A 15,389-nucleotide genomic window follows, 5' to 3' on the forward strand; every position below is an offset into this window, starting at 1 on the left:
CGTGGGATGGAAACCGTTTTTCGCCCGCCGGGCGAAGCCCGCCCATGAACGTGCGGAAGATCGCGGACCTCGGGCCGGACGAGCGCGCCGCGCTGTTCGAGCGCGACGCCGGCATCGAGGCCGTCCGCGGCGACGTCCGGACGATCGTGGAACGCGTCCGCGACGAGGGCGACGTCGCGATCAGGGAGTTCTGCCGGGAGTTCGACGGCGTCGAGGTCGGCAACCTGGACGTCACGGGCGACGCCGAGCGCGCCGCCGAGGCCGTCGACGACGAGATCCGCGGGGCGATCCGCGACGCGGCGGCGAACGTCAGGGAGTTCCACGAGCGGCAGGTGCCCGAGGACTGGCGCGAGACGATCGGCGGGCGGGAGCTCGGCCGCCGGTTCCGGCCGCTCGAACGCGTCGGGGTGTACGCGCCGGGCGGGACCGCCGCCTACCCGTCCAGCGTCCTGATGGGGGTCATCCCGGCGAAGGTCGCGGGCGTCGAACACGTCGCGGTGACGACCCCGCCGGCGGAGAAGATCAACCCGGTGACGCTCGCCGCCGCTCACGAGGCGGGGGCGGACGCGGTCTACAGCGTCGGCGGCGCGCAGGCCGTCGCCGCGCTCGCCCACGGGACCGAGACGGTCAAGGCGGTCCAGAAGGTCGTCGGGCCGGGGAACAGGTGGGTCACCGCCGCGAAGGCCGAGATCAGGGGCGACGTCGAGATCGACTTCCTCGCGGGGCCGAGCGAGATCCTGGTGCTGGCCGACGAGACGGCCGAACCGGCGTTCGTCGCCGCCGACCTCGTCGCGCAGGCCGAGCACGACCCGAACGCCTCCGTCGTCGCCGTCACGGACGACCCCGGGACCGCGGAGGCGATCGTCGCCGAGGTCGAGTCGCAGACGACCGGCAGGGTGCGCGAGGGCGTCGTCCGCGAGGCACTCGGGAGCGGCGCGAGCGGCGTGTTCCTCGCGCGGTCGATGTCCGAGGCGGTGCTGTTCGCCGAGGAGTACGCCGCCGAGCACCTGTCGATCCAGGCCGCGGACGACGAGGCGCTCCTCGATCGAATCGCCAGCGCGGGGAGCGTGTTCCTGGGGCCGTACACGCCGGTCGCCGCCGGGGACTACGCCTCCGGGACGAACCACGTCCTGCCGACGAACGGCGGCGCGAAGGTCCACGGCGGCCTCTCGGTCGACGACTTCGTCCGCTCGTCCACCGTCCAGCGCCTCGACCGCGACGCCCTCGGAGACCTGGCCGAGACGATCACGACGCTCGCAGCGGCCGAGGGGCTGGAAGCGCACGCGGAGAGCGTCCGCCGGCGGTTCGACGCCGAGTGAGCGACGGGTGGTCGGCCGGCGGCTCGGGGACAAGCGCCGGAACGAAAGGGGGCACCGGAACAAAACGAGGTTACGAGGTCTCGACGACCGATCGGCGATCGGAGTCGGCGCCCGGCGTTTCGATTACGCCGAGATCGGGGCGTGCAGGCGCTCGGTGTCGTCGTCGGAGCTGACGGTTTCGCAGTCGATTTCGGAGCCGTCCGCCCCGTCACCGGAGTCGACGCTCTCGCCGGTTAGCAGCGCGAGCACGTCCATGTAGTCGACGAGACCGTCGCCGTCGACGTCGAGCGCCTCGGCGACGTCGTCCTCGACGGGTCCGACGTGCTCCACGAGCGCGGTGTAGGCGTCCCGGGGACGCACGGCCGCGCTCCCGGTCGCGCGGCTCCGGAGCGTGCTCCCGTCGACCGTCCGAAGCCGCTCTTCGTTCTCCCCGAACAGCATGAGCGCGAGCGTCTTCTTCGAGGTGTCGACGTGGTGGTTCCAGCCGAGGAACCAGTCCTCGCCGGGGCCGGTCGCCATCACGACCTGCGCCGGGCCGGTGTGTTTGTGCGAGGCCCACGCGACGCCGAGGTGCTCCGAGATGACCTCGCCGAGCGCGTTGGCGAAGGCGTACGGGTCGTCCGAGTCGCGCTGTTCGTCGACGTACGCGAGGTCCTCGTCCGTGAGATCGACGTGGGCGTGCTCGCTCACGACCTCGGCGACGTCGCCGCCGTCCTCGATCGCCTCGACCATCGTCCCGATGCTGGCCTTCGCGTCCGCGATCTTTTCGGTCTCTATGGGCGAGCCGTAGTCGTTGCCGGTCGCCAGGCCGCCGGTCTCGTGGTCCGACGTCACGACGACGAGCGTGTCCTCGTTCTCCGCGGCGTACTGGCGCGCGAACGCGACGACGTCGTCGAACTCCTTGGTCTCGGCGACCGTCGCGGCCACGTCGTTGCCGTGAGCGGCGTGATCGATGCGGGCGGCCTCGACCATCAGGAAGAACCCGTCGTCGCCCTCTTCGAGGCGCGAGACGGCGGCCTCCGTCATGTCGAGCAGGCCCGGCGTCGAGTCGTCGCGGTCGAGCACGTAGGGGACGTGGCTCTCGGAGAAAACCCCGAAGAGCTTGTCGCCGCTCGCACCTTCGAGGTCGGACGCGTCGTACAGCAGTTCGTATCCCTCGTCCTCGGCCGTTCGAAGCTGGTCGTCGGAAATTTTCTCAGCGCCGCCGCCGAGTAGGACCTCCGCGCCGCTCGCGATCATGTCGCTCGCGATCTCGCCCTCGTTCCCGCGGTCCCAGTTGTGGGAGGCGTACACCGCCGGCGTGGCGTGCGTGATCCGCGACGTCGAGACGAGGCCGGTGTTCATGCCCAGCTTCTCCGCTACTTCGAGCTGCGTCGCGATCTCGGTGACGTCCTGGCTCTCCGCGTCGCCGTAGACGGAGACCTGCCCGTTGTACGCCATGAAGCCGGTGGCGAACGCGGTCCCCGCCGCCGCCGAGTCTGTGACCTCGCCGCTCCGGGAGTCGGTTTGCTCGTACCCTGTGTGGTCGAACTCCTGCATGGCCAACCGGCCGTGGACTTCCTCGGTAACTTCGATGTGATCGTAGCCCATGCCGTCGCCGATGAGCACCATCACGTTTTCGACGCCCGTCCGTTCGAACGCGGTCTTCCCTGCCGCGTCTCCGTCCGTCTCGACAGACTCGTTCGCCCGTTCCGCGGTTCCCGCCGTGCTCGCGGCACTCGTGATGCCCAGCGCCGCCAGAACGCTCATGAAGTCACGTCGCTGCATGACGGTCTCTCCTTTCCATTCGTTTCTTATGAAATTCAGGATTTATACAACTTAGAACTACTAAACCATACATAAAATACGTATTTTAGAGACAAACTAGTAATTATTCGGACTTCTTCACGATAATCGGAAAATACGGGCCGAGCAGTGTTCGGATACCGAGGCGACGACCGCCGGTTTCAGCCGGCGAGGCAGCCGGCAGTCCGGCGGAGTGAGAGGGCGAGGGATCTCTCGCAGTCACGTCACTCCCTCCAGGCCCATCTACGTACTCGAACACTACCCCCGCGAACCGGCGTCACAGTTAACACGCTTCGGGAGAGATGAACGCTCATGAGCACGGAAACGGCTGGGACCGAGTCGGAGATGCAGGTCGAGGTGACGCCGGCGGCGGCCGAGCAGGCCCTCTCGCTGATGGAGGGCGAAGGGATGGACCCGTCGATCGCCGGCCTCCGGCTGTTCGTCCAGCAGGGCGGCTGCGCCGGACTCTCGTACGGGATGCGATTCGACACGGAACCGGAGGAGGACGACGCCGTCAGCGAACACCACGGGCTCCGCGTGTTCGTCGACCCCGCGAGCCTGAACTACGTCGGCGGGAGCGTTCTCGACTACGAGAGCGGCCTGCAGGCGGCGGGATTCCACGTCGAGAACCCGAACGTCGTCTCCGAGTGCGGCTGCGGCGAGAGCTTCCGGACGTGACGGCGACCGGCCCGGAACCAGACATATATTCGGCGGCCGCGTAGTCGGCCCATGGAACTCGAACGAACGACCGCCGACGGCGCGAGCGTCTACGTCGATCGGACCGCCGGCGAGCGCGGCTCGAAGGGGCCGTTCTTCGTCGTCTACGCCGGCGAGGACGGCGATCGGCGCTACGGCTACTTCTGCGGCAACTGCGAGACGTTCGACAACGCGATGGACACGATGGGACGCATCGAGTGCAACGAGTGCGGCAACATCCGCAAGCCGGAGGAGTGGGACGCCGCCCACGAGTGACCGAACGGCCGGGTTTTCCTCTTCCGTGACAAGGTTTATCACAATCGTCGCTGTAGCTCTAGCCACATGGCCCCTGTTACCGTGCCACCAGTCGAGGAGGCCAGGGATATCTTCAGACGGCTCGGGTACGCCGTCTCCGGCGAAGGGACGGAGTTACGAGCCGAGCGCAAGTGGCGAACCGTCCACGTGACGGCGATGGAGGGCGACGGCGCGTCCGCGACGCGCGTCCTCGCCGACGGCGGTCGGAGCGACGAGCCGTCGCTCCGCTGTTTCGTCACGTGGAAGGAGTACGCGGGGGACCTTCACGATCGACTTCGGGGGACGAGCCCGTCGTACGAGTGGGCCATCATCGGCGTCGACGACGGCGGCGAGTACGAGGTCGTCCGGCAGGAGGACGGCGTCGTCGCCTGAGTCGGCACCTCCGAGGGCGACTTCCGTTGTAACTTTTAACACCGGCCGAGGCGTCGGGCCGGTATGCGATCAGCCGTCATGCAGACGGGTATCGTCGAGCGAGCGCTCGCCGACTTCGTGAACGGCCTGGGAGAGGCGATTCCGGCCGTCCTCTCGGGCCTCGTCTTCCTGCTCCTCGGCGGGATCCTCGTGAAGGCGATCGTGGCGGGCGTCAGGGTCGCGCTCCGCCGGGCGCTCCCCGGCGAGTCGCCGGTGTACCGCCGGTTCGTGGCGACGATCGTTTCGATCTTCCTCTGGTTCGGGATCGCCCTGTCCTTCCTCTCCGTCGTCGGGCTCACCGAGATCGCCGCGTCGCTCGGCACCGCGACCGGGTTCGTGGCCCTCGGCGTCTCCTACGCGTCCTCCGACATGATCGCGGACGCCGTCGCCGGCGTCTACCTCCTCCGCGATCCGGACTTCGAGCCCGGCGACACCGTGGCGACCGGGGATATCACCGGCGTCGTCGAGAGCATCGAGCTCCGGAAAACGCGGTTCGACGTGGACGGCGACACCGTCGTCCTCGGGAACGCCGCCATCGAGAGCGGCTGGACCAGGCGTGAGGCAGCGGCGGAGGGCGACCTCGCGGCGACGGGGACCGGCGAGTGACGCGCGCGTCCGGGGGTCTGCGCCTTTCGCGCCGGTCTCGTCTTCCGCTCCGGCTGTGCTTTCCCCTCCAGTCGGGCTTCCCGCCGGGCCTCCTCCTCTGCCCGCGCCTTCGGCTCCGGCCGTGCCCCCCACTACCGAATCGGGCGCGCGACTTATCTCGTCTCGCCCCGAACGGCCGCGCATGTTCGCCGGCCACGCCCTGTTGGCGTTCGCGGTGGTCGCGCTCGCGGCGGACCGCTGCGGGTGGTCCCGTGAGCGCGCGCTGGCGCTCGCTGCGGTCGCCGCGGCGTTCGCCGCCCTCCCCGACGTCGATATGGGCTACGCGCTCGTCGGCGTCGTCGGCGCCGCCCCCGGCGCGGGGGACGCGCTCGCGGTCGCGTCGGCCTTCTGGCGGACCGGAAACGTCGTCCACCGCGCGGTCACGCACTCGCTGCTCGTCGCACCCGGCGTCGCCGTCGCCGTCTACGCCGCCGCCGTCGGGGAGCGCACCGGATCGACGGCCGCCCGGGTCGGCGCCGCGTCCGCCGTCGTCGCCCTGAGCGCCGTCGCCGCCGCCGCGAGCGGCGCTCTCGGCGCGGCCGTGATGACGATTTTCGCCCTCGGAGCCGTCGCCGCCGGGGTCGCCGTCGGCCGGTACACAGACCTCCCGCCGGCCGCGATCGCCGCCGCGGCGCTCTTCGGCCTCGTCTCGCACCCCTTCGGCGACCTCCTGACGGGCGAGCCGCCGGCCATGCTCTACCCCCTCTCTGCGACCCTCGTCGCGGAGCGCGTGGCGCTCCACCCCGACCCGACGCTCCACCTGCTCGGCGCGTTCCTCGTCGAACTGTCGACCGTCTGGGCCGCGGTCTACGCCTACTTCCGGCTCACGGGGCGACCGATCCGCCCGACGGTGAATCCGCGCGCGGCGCTCGGCTTCGGCTACGCGGCGTCGATCCCGCTCATCCCCACCCCGACGCTCGACCTCTCGTACCCGTTCGTGTTCTCCGTCCTCGCGGTCGCGACGGTCGGGGCCGCGCCGCGCGTGCGCCCGCTCCGGCGGACGGTCGAACTGCCCGACGGCGTCACGGCCGCCCTCACCGGTCTGACGGCGGTGACGCTCGCGGCTCTCGCGTACGCCGCGGCCTACCTCGTCGCCTGAGCCGGCGGCGCGTTCGAGGGGAGATCCGCCTCGTCGACGAAAGCCCGCCGCCTGCGGGGGAGCCGCCCATCGGCGTCCGCTTCCCCGCCCCTGACGGACGGCTCGCGTCGCCGACGACCGTCGTGGCGGCGGACCAGCGGGACGGCGAAACGTTTTGAACTGTCCGCTCCGTACGACGGGTCATGCCGAACACCGGGCTGCGGGATATCGTGGAGAGCCGGCGGACCAACGCCGGCCTGGGCTGGCTGCTCATCGGGTTTCTCTGTCTCACCGCCGCCGGCGAGGTCGTGACCGGCGACCTCGTCTGGGCCGGGTTCACCGTCGCCGTCGCCGTCCTCGCCGCGGTCCCGGCCCTCGCCTACCGGACCCCCGCCGCGATGCTCCCCTGGGAGGTGCTTCTGCTCGCGTCGCTGCCGGTCATCGGCCGGGCGCTCATCGCGGGGGTGACGGTCGACGGGGTCGTTCTCACCGGGCGCGTCTCGACGTACCTCGCGGTCGCCGCGGTCGCGCTCATCGTCGCGGTCGAGCTCGACGTGTTCACGCCCGTCCGGATGAACTACTCGTTCGCCGTGCTGTTCGTCGTCGTCGCGACGATGGCCGCCGCGGGCGTCTGGGCCATCGTCCAGTGGGTCTCCGACCTGTACCTCGGCACGTCGTTCCTGCTCGACGGCCGGCCCGAAGAGGAGATCGAGACGGCGCTCATGCTCGACTTCGTCGCCGCGACGGCCTCCGGGATCGGCGCGGGGGTGCTCTTCGAGTACTACTTCCGCCGCCGGACGGACAGCAGGCGGCGGTTGCCCGACGAGGTGGGTGAGCGGCTGTGAGGATCAGAGAGCGGCTCGGATTCGACGCCGACCGGCAGCGCCAGGTGACGAGGGCGATGCAGCTGTCGCTGGTCGGGCTGTTCTTCATCGGCGTCGACCGGGGGGAACTCGGCATCGTCGTCAACGCGGCCATCGCGCTGGGAATCACCTACCTGCCCGCGGTGCTCGAACGCGACTACCACATTCCGATGGACGCCGGCCTGACCCTGTGGATCACGACCGCGGTGTTCCTCCACGCGCTCGGAACCGTCGGCGTCCCGGGCGGGGGGGACAGCTTCTACGCCTCGGTCTGGTGGTGGGACCACGTGACGCACCTGCTGTCGGCGAGCATCGTCGCCGCCGTCGGCTACACCACGGCGCGCGCGATCGATCTCCACACCGAGGCGGTCCACCTGCCGTCGCGGTTCATGTTCGTGTTCATCCTGCTGTTCGTGCTCGCCTTCGGCGTCCTCTGGGAGGTCATCGAGTTCCTGATCGGCGTCGCCGCGACCGTCCTGGGGATGCAAGCGGTGCTGACCCAGTACGGCCTGGAGGACACGATGCTCGACCTCGTCTTCGACACCGCCGGCGGCGTCGTCGTGGCGGTGTGGGGGACCGCCCACCTCTCCGACGTCGTCGGGGCCGTCGCCGCGCAGTTCGACGGGGCCAGACAGTAGGTCCGCCGTCGGCGCCCTCGGAGACCGGCTCGGTCGGCGATTGGCTTTTTACGAGCGTGCGGCGTACGAACAGGACGCGATGGTATACAAGAAGATCAGCCTCATCGGGCGGAGCGAAGAGAGCTTCGACGACGCCGTCGACGACGCCATCGACCGCGCGCAGGAGACGCTCGACAACGTCTACTGGGTTGAGGTCGACGAGCTGGGGGTCGAACTCAAGAGCGTCGAGAACCGCGAGTACCAGGCGGAGGTCACCGTCGCCTTCGAACTCGAAGAGCCGCAGTGACCGAGAATCCCGGTAACCGATCCGATCTGGTCGCATCGGCCTAGATCGGATCGGACCGCGCCGGATCAGACCGGACCGAATCCGACGCGGCGCGCCGGCGTTCGGCGGGCGCGTTCGCTGCGCCCGGCTCGCCGGGCGACCCCGTCGCCCCGCCGGCAACCCGCCGCGCGACCCGACGGCTTCTTGTCGACCGCGACGACACTCCGGGTACATGCCGCGGTTTCTCCACTACTCCGACGTCGAGAACCTCTACGACGACCCGGATCGGGCGGGCCGCTTCGCGGGGCTCGTCTCGTCGCTGGACGGCGACGACGCGCTCGTGGTCGGCACCGGCGACAACACCTCGCCGGGCGTGCTCGCCCTCGTCGCCCGCGGGCGGCAGGCGATCGACCTCTTCGACGCGGTGGGCGCGGACCTCGAGACGTTCGGCAATCACGACTTCGACTACGGACCCGACGCGACGCGGGAGATCGTCGACGAGTCCCCGCAGACGTGGGTGAGCGCGAACGTCCGCGACGAACGGGGCGGGCGGTTCGGCGCGGCGGAGGGGGTCGTCCCGTGGACCGTCCGCGAGGTCGACGGCGCGACGGTCGGGGTCTTCGGGCTGACCGATCCCGCCACCGACTCGCTCAACCCGTACGCGGCGGACCTGACGTTCACTGATCCGCACGCGGCCGCCGAGGAGGCGGTGGGCGCGCTCCGGGAGCGCGGCGTCGACTACGTCGTCGCGCTCTCGCACCTGGGAGCCGGCGACGACGAACTCGCGGAGCGCGTCGACGTGGACGCCGTGCTCGGCGGGCACGTCCACACCGAGCGAATCGAACGGGTGAACGGGACGCTGCTGACGCGGCCGGGCGTCAACGGGGAGACGGTGATCGAGGTCGCCCTCGACGGGGACGGCGCGCGGGCCGTCCGCCGCGACCTCGACGGGGCACCGACGGACGAGGGGCTCGCGGCGGCGCTGCGGAGCCGGATGGCGGCCGCCGGGCTCGACGAACCGGTGGCGACGGTCGAAACGCCGATCGAGCGGACCGAGGCGACGGTCCACGGCGGCGAGAGCCGCATCGGCAACTTCGTCGCCGACGCCTACCGCTGGGCGGCCGAGGCCGACGTCGGCTTGCAGAACAGCGGCGGCATCCGGATCGGACCGCCGCTGTCCGGGACGGTGACGCTCGCGGACCTGATCAGCGTCGCGCCGTTCGAAGAGCAGGTCGTCGTGGCGGAGGTGACCGGCGCTGAGCTGCTCGACGCCTTCCGCCAGGCGAGCGCCGCCGTCGTCGGCTTCGGGGAGCCGCACTGGTGGCACGGCCACGTGAGCGGCGCGCGGATCGTCTGGAACGACGAGCGCGCGGAGCTGATCGAGGCGACGGTCGGCGGCGATTCCGTCGATCCCGACCGGATCTACACCGTGGCGACGCCCGAGTACCTCCTGCACTCGGATCACGAGTTTCCGGTCGTCGAAGAGCGTCACCGCGCGGGCGAGTGCGGCATCCAGCACGACGTGCTCGCGGCCTACGCGCGCGAGTTCGGGATCGATCCGGCGATCGAGGGGCGGATCCGACGCGTCTCGAACTGACCGAACCGGTCGATCTTCGGCACTTTCTCGCCCCGGCGAACATCGACGCATGGTAAAGTTGACACCGGAGAGCCTTGATCACCCGACAATGACACTCGTCGTGGTTCCTGTCCGCTACCCCCTGTCGAGCCACTCGAAAGCGACGCTCGAGGAGGCGATCCGCGTCGCCGAGGAGCGGGACGCGGAGTTGACGGTGTTTCACGTCGACCTGTACCAGGACAGTCACGGCGTGACGCGGACGGCGCTCAAGCGGGCGGTCGAGCGGGAGTTCGGACGCCTGCCGCGGACGCGGTACGTCGTCCGCCGCGGCTTCCTCGTCGAGGAGGCGATCCTGGAGGAGGTCGCGGCCGAGGGGGCCGACATCGTCGTCATCGGTTCGAAGCAGGCCGGCCGGTGGCGGCGGATGCTCCGGAAGTTCCTCGACGACCCGGACGTGGAGTCGTTCCTCCGGGGGAAACTCGACTGCACCGTGATCACGGTGCGGGCGGACTGACCCGCGCGCCGGGACGGTCCGCCCGTGCGGGCCGCCCGATCCCCGGCCGGCGCGTCACTCCGATCGGTCGCCCTCGTCCGCCGCCCCGTCGTCGGATCCGCCGCCCCGTCTTCCGTCGTCCCGTCCGCTGTCGCCGCGTCTCTCCTCCGCGGGTCCGCCGCCGCGCCCGCCGTCGCCGTCGAACGCGAGCGGCTCCGTCGCTTCGGCGCGCTCGACCGACACCTGCATCCGCCCGCTCGTCTCGTCGAACACGAGGTGCTGGTGGGGGTAGGCCATCTCCACGTCGGCGTCGGCGACCAGCTTCCAGATCTCCTCCTGCACCTTCGACTGCACCGTTCCGATCTTGTACGGCACGCGCGCCCAGTACCGGAGGTTGAGCAGGACGCCGTGGTCCGCGTACTCCTCGATGTAACAGGTGGGCATCGCGGGGTACCTGGCGCTCCCGATGCGGATGGCCGGACCGCCTTCGATCACCTCCGGGCAGTTCTTGGCGGCCCGCTCCATGATCCGGCGGGCCTCGTCGATGTCGCACTCGTAGGTCACGAGCAGGCGCAGCGACAGGCGGGTCCGTTCGTCCTCGGCGGAGTGGTTGATCACGTCCCGCTCGCGGATCGACGAGTTCGGGATGATGAGGAAGGTGTTGTCGAGGGTGACGATCTTCGTGTACCGCAGCGTGATGTCCTCGACGAACCCGCGCCGACCGTCGTCGAGTTCGATCATGTCCCCGATCTCGTACGGCTGGTCGGCGAGGACGAACAGGCCGCTGACGATGCTTCCGACGATCGGCGCGAGGATGATACCCACCACGGCGGAGAACACCGTCAGGGACAGCGCGATGTTGGTTATCGTGACTCCGTACACCCCCGCGGCGAAGGGGAGTACGGCGAGGAACGTCGCGAGCCTGATCCCCCGGAGCACCATCTGCGCGACGCTCTGTCGCTCGAACCGCCTGGCGACCGGACGGCCGAGCAGGCGGACGACGACCTTCGAGAGGTAGACGCCGAACGCGACGACGAGCAGCGCCGCGATGAGCCTCGATCCGGGGAACTGCGGGAGGATCTCGGCGAAGGCGTTGCCGGCCTTCTCGGCGCTACTCGGATCCGGTGTCTTCGTCTGATTGCCCGCCTGGGCGGTCGTCGTTCGGGTGCCGGGCGATGTGACTTGCAGGATCGCTGATCGAAGCGCACCGCGAAGTCCGCCCGGGTCCATCAGACTACTGCTCACGCGCCCCCGGAAAAAGCATTGTTTTTCGGTCCGCGATCCAACACGATTCCTCAGATCCGGGCGGCGACGGCGCCGAATTCGGCCGTCGGGGTAAACGGCTAAGGAGGCGACGGGAGTAGCTCACGTATGTTCTGGACAGGTCGACGCACCCCCGAATTTCACATCTCGCACGAATCGACTCCCAGCGGGACGCTGCTCGCCGGCTTCTCGTCGTTCGGGCTGGCCGGGCTGACCGCGGTCGACTACCTCGTCTCCCGCCTCGACCTCCGGGAGACGGGGCACATCTCCGTCGAGGAGCTCCCGTCGATCACGCCCTTCGAGGGGGGGCGACCGCGGCATCACACCCGCCTGTTCTCCCGGCCCGACCTCGACGTGACGGCGCTCGTCGGCGAGATGTTCGTCCCCGCGTCCGTGGGAAAGCGGTTCAGCGACGCGGTGCTCGACTGGACCGAGGCGAACGGCGTCCGGGAGGTCGCCATCCTCTCCGGCGTGCCGATCCCCCACGGACCCGAGGAGCACCGAACCTACTACATCGCCACGGACGACTACCGCGAGAGCCGCCTCGCGGACGCCGACATCGCGCCGATGGGCAGGGGCTTTCTCGACGGGACGAACGCGGCGCTCGTCGAGCGGGGGCTCGACTCGCCGCTCGGCGTCTGCGTCTACGTCACCCCCGTCCACGCGCAGGTACCCGACGTGGAGGCGGCCATCAGGCTCGTCGAGACCGTCGAATCGGTGTACGGGCTCGGTGTCGACGCCGGTCCGCTGGAGGAGTTCGCCGCCGAGGTGCAGCAGTACTACGGCGAACTGGCCGAGCGCATGGAGGCGCGCGAGACGGACGTCGCGGAGGATCGAATGTACATGTAATGTCGCGGAGGATCGAATGTACATGTGTGCGCGATTGTGCACGCGACCCTGACAACTCTCTTCCGTAACCCGGTGCTACTCGCTTTTCAGTAAATTCAATACGGTGGGGGACTCGTGGATGAAACATGGCAGACGACCTGCGGTTCACGCTGGAGCGCGTCGGCGAGCGCTTCAACCTCGGCGAGTACGAGATCGACGCGTACCTCGCCGTGCTCGAACACGGCGAACTGACGGCGAGCGAGATCGCCGACAACACCGACATCCCGCAGCCCCGCGTGTACGACACCGTCCGGAGCCTGTCGGACCGCGGCCTCGTCGAACTGCGCGAGTCGCGCCCGATGAAGATCGTCGCGGTCGATCCGGAGGACGCGTTCGGCAACATCCAGTCGTCGCTGACCGAACTCGTGGACGAGCTGGCCGCGCGCTACACCGCCCCGGCGCGGGACACCGAGGCCGTCTCGCTCGTGAAGTCGCGCTCGACCATCCTCCGGTACATCGAGGAGGTGGTCGACAGCGCGGAGTACGAACTCGTGCTCTCTCTCACCCCGGACCTCCTCCGCCGGTTCTACGACGACCTCGCGGAGGCCATCGACGGCGGCGTCAGCATCGACCTGCTCGTCACGCCGGCGAGCCGCGCGCCCGACCCCGACGAGTTCGACTACCTCGACGTCTGTACGATCGCGCGCGCCCGCCGCGGGATCACGACGCCGGTGCTCGCCGTCGCGGACGGCGAGTACTCCGTCTACGCCACGCAGGACGCCCTCCGGGACGACCAGGACCGGTACGGCGTCATCTTCAACCGCTCGGCGCTCGGCTTCCTCGTCTCCGGCTTCTTCGGCACGGTGCTCTGGACGACCGCCGAGACGCTGGCCGCCGACGGAAAGCGGCGGCCCTTCCCGCGCCGGTACGCCTCCATCCGCCGCGCCGTGAAGGACATCCGCGAACTCGGCGGCGAGTTCTACGCGACCGTCGAGGGCCGCGACGTGGAGACCGGCAACCCCATCGTGGTCGAAGGGCGCGTCGTCGACGTCGCCTTCGAGGACACCGAGGAGGTCGCCGGCATGACCATCGAGACCGACGAGGGGTACGTCGACGTCGGCGGCCTGGTCGCCGCGCTCGAAGACGTCGAAGCGCAGGAGATCCGCGTCGGGCGGAACTCCCCGCCGGGGCGGATCTGAGCCGCCGCCCCGCTACGCGTCCGCTTCGACCGCGGCGGGGAACTCGTAGACGATCGCGTCGCACGCGTCGCACGCGAGCACGTCGGTTCCGGGCGCGTCGTAGACGCCCATCGTCCCGCCGCAGCAGTCCGTCACCGTCGTCTCGACCACGTCTCCGCCGCAGAGCGGACAGGTCTCCGCGAACATCCGGAGCGGCGTCGCCGCGTGCGCCGCGGTGTCGCGCGGAACTCCCCGCGCGGTCAGCGCCCGGACGGCCGCGGTCTCGGCGATCGCTACCGGCCGCGAGAGCCAGACGGTCCGCCCGTCGGCGTCGGTGACGACGGTCCACTCGCCGTCAGCCTCGCCGGTCGCCTCGCTCGGGGAGGCGTCGGCCGCCGCGGTCGCGAGCGCGTCGGCGTCGAGACCGCGGAGCGTGGCCGCCTCCGCCTCCCAGTCGGTCCGGAAGCCGTCCGCGAGGTAGAGCTCCTCGTCCCCGGCGAGGACGCCGCGGTCGAACAGTTCGGCGACCAGCCGTTCCGGGTCGAGTTCGCCGTCGACGAGCGCGTCGGAGCGCCGCCTCTCGCGTCCGGAGTCGAACGGGAGGCGGGCGACGATCCGCGGGGCGAACCGCGGCGTGTACGGGACGACGTAGCCTCGCAGGGCGATTGCCGCCCCGCCGCCGACGAGCGCGGCGAGCGCCGCCTTCCGGTCCCGGCGCGCGGCCAGGGCCGCCGCCCCGGCGACGATCGCGGCGTTGATCGCCGTGCACGGCCAGCAGCGGTTCTCCCCCGTGTACTCCGGCCGGCGGATCCGATCCAGGAGCCGACGGGCTGCGGCTAGAGCTGACATGCGTGACCGTCGCCGGCGCGGGGGCATCAGCGTTTCCGTCGACCGGCGCGCGGGGGCCACGGGATCGCCGGGCGCGCTACGCCGCGAGTACGAGACGGTACTACCGCCGCCCGCAGACTTTTGCCTCGGCCGGGAGACGGCAGTACCATGACCGACATGGAATACACCCGACTCGGAGACACCGGGCTGGAGGTTTCCCGCTTCTGTCTCGGCTGCATGAACTTCGGCTCCGACCAGGAGTGGATGATGAACGACCGGGAGGCCAGCATCGACCTGATCCACCGCGCGCTCGATCTCGGAATCAACTTCCTCGACACCGCGAACGTCTACTCCCGCGGCGAGAGCGAGGAGATCGTCGGCGAGGCGATCGAGGGGCGCAACCGCGACGAACTCGTCATCGCCACGAAGGTGTACGGCGAGATGGGCGACTACCCGAACGGACAGGGGCTGTCCCGGAAGCACATCCTGGATCAGGTCGAGGGGAGCCTGGAACGGCTCGGGACGGAGTACATCGACCTGTACCAGATCCACCGGTGGGACGAGAACACGCCGATCGAGGAGACGCTCGACGCGCTGAGCTACCTCGTCGACACGGGGAAGATGCGGTACGTGGGCGCGAGCACGATGACGGCCTACCAGTTCACGAAGGCCCTCTACACGAGCGACGTGGAGGGGTACGAGCGGTTCGCGTGCATGCAGCCGGAGTACAACGCGGTCGACCGCCACGAGGAGGCGAACCTCCTGCCCGTCTGCGAGGGCGAGGGGATCGGCGTGATCCCGTGGTCGCCGCTTGCCGGCGGCTTTCTCACCGGCAAGTACGACCGCGACGGCGACGTCGAGGAGGGGCTCCGCGCCGACTCCGACGAGTACACCCGCGGCCGGTTCAGGGAAGAGAACTGGCAAGTGCTGGACGAGATTCGGTCGATCGCCGACGAGAAGGACGCCTCGCCGGCGCAGGTGTCACTCGCGTGGCTGCTGCACAAACCCGTCGTCGACTCGCCGATCATCGGCCCGCGCAGCGTCGAACACCTCGAAGAGAACGTCGCCGCGCTCGACGTGTCGCTGTCTCCCGAGGAGCTCGAACGGATCGAAGCGCCGAAGACGCCGCGGTGGCCCGCGCCCGAGAAGGACTAACTCGTCTCTGGAACTTAATTCCGCTATTATATGATATTCTTTTATGTATAGAT

The 15,389-nt window shown here is 69.8% G+C and carries 17 protein-coding genes; 14 read left to right on the plus strand and 3 right to left on the minus strand.

Annotation, left to right across the window (positions count from 1 at the left end; translation table 11 throughout):
* Positions 1–44 precede the first annotated feature (44 nt).
* Positions 45–1,319 carry a histidinol dehydrogenase gene (gene hisD, locus CNO20_RS04480; RefSeq protein WP_101294849.1) on the plus strand — a complete coding sequence of 425 codons (1,275 nt, stop codon included), beginning with the start codon at positions 45–47 and terminating at the stop codon, positions 1,317–1,319.
* A gap of 123 nt (positions 1,320–1,442) precedes the next feature.
* Here the strand turns inward: hisD and CNO20_RS04485 are convergent, their stop codons facing one another.
* Positions 1,443–3,086, minus strand: coding sequence for an alkaline phosphatase (locus CNO20_RS04485; protein ID WP_101294851.1), 1,644 nt, complete (start codon positions 3,084–3,086; stop codon positions 1,443–1,445).
* A gap of 330 nt (positions 3,087–3,416) precedes the next feature.
* Here CNO20_RS04485 and CNO20_RS04490 point away from each other — a divergent pair, with 330 nt between their 5' ends.
* The 10 genes from CNO20_RS04490 (at position 3,417) to CNO20_RS04535 (ending at position 10,105) form a co-directional block, all read left to right on the plus strand.
* The gene (locus CNO20_RS04490) at positions 3,417–3,782 is read left to right on the plus strand and encodes a HesB/IscA family protein (protein WP_101294853.1); all 366 of its coding nucleotides are present in this window, start codon (positions 3,417–3,419) and stop codon (positions 3,780–3,782) included.
* A 51-nt stretch (positions 3,783–3,833) separates the two neighbouring features.
* Entirely contained in the window at positions 3,834–4,076 is a 243-nt protein-coding gene (locus CNO20_RS04495; protein WP_101294855.1) for a DUF5816 domain-containing protein, read from the plus strand.
* A gap of 66 nt (positions 4,077–4,142) precedes the next feature.
* Positions 4,143–4,487 carry a DUF7116 family protein gene (locus tag CNO20_RS04500; protein ID WP_101294857.1) on the plus strand — a complete coding sequence of 115 codons (345 nt, stop codon included), beginning with the start codon at positions 4,143–4,145 and terminating at the stop codon, positions 4,485–4,487.
* 78 nt (positions 4,488–4,565) lie between these two features.
* The gene (locus tag CNO20_RS04505) at positions 4,566–5,132 is read left to right on the plus strand and encodes a mechanosensitive ion channel domain-containing protein (RefSeq protein ID WP_101295031.1); all 567 of its coding nucleotides are present in this window, start codon (positions 4,566–4,568) and stop codon (positions 5,130–5,132) included.
* A 181-nt stretch (positions 5,133–5,313) separates the two neighbouring features.
* Positions 5,314–6,270, plus strand: coding sequence for a metal-dependent hydrolase (locus CNO20_RS04510; protein ID WP_101294859.1), 957 nt, complete (start codon positions 5,314–5,316; stop codon positions 6,268–6,270).
* A gap of 182 nt (positions 6,271–6,452) precedes the next feature.
* On the plus strand, positions 6,453–7,094 hold the full coding sequence (locus tag CNO20_RS04515) for a hypothetical protein (protein ID WP_101294862.1): 642 nt from the start codon (positions 6,453–6,455) through the stop codon (positions 7,092–7,094).
* The gene (locus tag CNO20_RS04520; RefSeq protein ID WP_101294864.1) at positions 7,091–7,750 is read left to right on the plus strand and encodes a DUF2238 domain-containing protein; all 660 of its coding nucleotides are present in this window, start codon (positions 7,091–7,093) and stop codon (positions 7,748–7,750) included. The genes CNO20_RS04515 and CNO20_RS04520 overlap by 4 nt, the downstream gene beginning before the upstream one ends.
* A 79-nt stretch (positions 7,751–7,829) precedes the next feature.
* A complete protein-coding gene (locus tag CNO20_RS04525; RefSeq protein ID WP_101294866.1) occupies positions 7,830–8,036 on the plus strand; it encodes a dodecin in 207 nt (68 codons plus the stop codon).
* A 211-nt stretch (positions 8,037–8,247) separates the two neighbouring features.
* On the plus strand, positions 8,248–9,612 hold the full coding sequence (locus CNO20_RS04530; RefSeq protein WP_101294868.1) for a bifunctional metallophosphatase/5'-nucleotidase: 1,365 nt from the start codon (positions 8,248–8,250) through the stop codon (positions 9,610–9,612).
* A gap of 88 nt (positions 9,613–9,700) precedes the next feature.
* On the plus strand, positions 9,701–10,105 hold the full coding sequence (locus tag CNO20_RS04535; protein WP_101294870.1) for a universal stress protein: 405 nt from the start codon (positions 9,701–9,703) through the stop codon (positions 10,103–10,105).
* A gap of 54 nt (positions 10,106–10,159) precedes the next feature.
* Here CNO20_RS04535 and CNO20_RS04540 read toward each other — a convergent pair whose 3' ends face one another.
* Entirely contained in the window at positions 10,160–11,314 is a 1,155-nt protein-coding gene (locus tag CNO20_RS04540) for a mechanosensitive ion channel family protein (protein ID WP_101294872.1), read from the minus strand.
* Positions 11,315–11,455: 141 nt separating this feature from the next.
* Between CNO20_RS04540 and CNO20_RS04545 the strand changes: the two genes are divergently transcribed.
* Both CNO20_RS04545 and trmB read left to right on the plus strand, forming a co-directional pair.
* On the plus strand, positions 11,456–12,196 hold the full coding sequence (locus CNO20_RS04545; RefSeq protein WP_101294874.1) for a proteasome assembly chaperone family protein: 741 nt from the start codon (positions 11,456–11,458) through the stop codon (positions 12,194–12,196).
* A 125-nt stretch (positions 12,197–12,321) separates the two neighbouring features.
* Positions 12,322–13,374, plus strand: coding sequence for an HTH-type sugar sensing transcriptional regulator TrmB (gene trmB / locus CNO20_RS04550; protein ID WP_101294875.1), 1,053 nt, complete (start codon positions 12,322–12,324; stop codon positions 13,372–13,374).
* 12 nt (positions 13,375–13,386) lie between these two features.
* Here the strand turns inward: trmB and CNO20_RS04555 are convergent, their stop codons facing one another.
* Positions 13,387–14,202 (minus strand): DUF8054 domain-containing protein, encoded by an 816-nt coding sequence (locus CNO20_RS04555; RefSeq protein ID WP_101294877.1) that lies wholly within the window; start codon positions 14,200–14,202, stop codon positions 13,387–13,389.
* 147 nt (positions 14,203–14,349) lie between these two features.
* Between CNO20_RS04555 and CNO20_RS04560 the strand changes: the two genes are divergently transcribed.
* Entirely contained in the window at positions 14,350–15,336 is a 987-nt protein-coding gene (locus tag CNO20_RS04560; RefSeq protein WP_101294879.1) for an aldo/keto reductase, read from the plus strand.
* The last annotated feature ends 53 nt before the right edge of the window (positions 15,337–15,389 follow it).

Origin of the sequence: Halegenticoccus soli, assembly GCF_002844195.1 — an archaeon.
Classification (GTDB): domain Archaea; phylum Halobacteriota; class Halobacteria; order Halobacteriales; family Haloferacaceae; genus Halegenticoccus; species Halegenticoccus soli.

Excerpts from the sequence above, each read along its gene's own strand:
- CNO20_RS04525 (WP_101294866.1), top strand. The coding sequence starts at position 7,830 with ATGGTATACAAGAAGATCAGCCTCATCGGGCGGAGCGAAGAGAGCTTC.
- CNO20_RS04495 (WP_101294855.1), top strand. The coding sequence starts at position 3,834 with ATGGAACTCGAACGAACGACCGCCGACGGCGCGAGCGTCTACGTCGAT.
- CNO20_RS04515 (WP_101294862.1), top strand. The coding sequence starts at position 6,453 with ATGCCGAACACCGGGCTGCGGGATATCGTGGAGAGCCGGCGGACCAAC.
- CNO20_RS04500 (WP_101294857.1), top strand. The coding sequence starts at position 4,143 with ATGGCCCCTGTTACCGTGCCACCAGTCGAGGAGGCCAGGGATATCTTC.
- CNO20_RS04530 (WP_101294868.1), top strand. The coding sequence starts at position 8,248 with ATGCCGCGGTTTCTCCACTACTCCGACGTCGAGAACCTCTACGACGAC.
- CNO20_RS04490 (WP_101294853.1), top strand. The coding sequence starts at position 3,417 with ATGAGCACGGAAACGGCTGGGACCGAGTCGGAGATGCAGGTCGAGGTG.
- CNO20_RS04555 (WP_101294877.1), bottom strand. The coding sequence starts at position 14,202 with ATGTCAGCTCTAGCCGCAGCCCGTCGGCTCCTGGATCGGATCCGCCGG.
- CNO20_RS04540 (WP_101294872.1), bottom strand. The coding sequence starts at position 11,314 with ATGGACCCGGGCGGACTTCGCGGTGCGCTTCGATCAGCGATCCTGCAA.
- hisD (WP_101294849.1), top strand. The coding sequence starts at position 45 with ATGAACGTGCGGAAGATCGCGGACCTCGGGCCGGACGAGCGCGCCGCG.
- trmB (WP_101294875.1), top strand. The coding sequence starts at position 12,322 with ATGGCAGACGACCTGCGGTTCACGCTGGAGCGCGTCGGCGAGCGCTTC.
- CNO20_RS04485 (WP_101294851.1), bottom strand. The coding sequence starts at position 3,086 with ATGCAGCGACGTGACTTCATGAGCGTTCTGGCGGCGCTGGGCATCACG.
- CNO20_RS04505 (WP_101295031.1), top strand. The coding sequence starts at position 4,566 with ATGCAGACGGGTATCGTCGAGCGAGCGCTCGCCGACTTCGTGAACGGC.
- CNO20_RS04560 (WP_101294879.1), top strand. The coding sequence starts at position 14,350 with ATGACCGACATGGAATACACCCGACTCGGAGACACCGGGCTGGAGGTT.
- CNO20_RS04510 (WP_101294859.1), top strand. The coding sequence starts at position 5,314 with ATGTTCGCCGGCCACGCCCTGTTGGCGTTCGCGGTGGTCGCGCTCGCG.
- CNO20_RS04535 (WP_101294870.1), top strand. The coding sequence starts at position 9,701 with ATGACACTCGTCGTGGTTCCTGTCCGCTACCCCCTGTCGAGCCACTCG.
- CNO20_RS04545 (WP_101294874.1), top strand. The coding sequence starts at position 11,456 with ATGTTCTGGACAGGTCGACGCACCCCCGAATTTCACATCTCGCACGAA.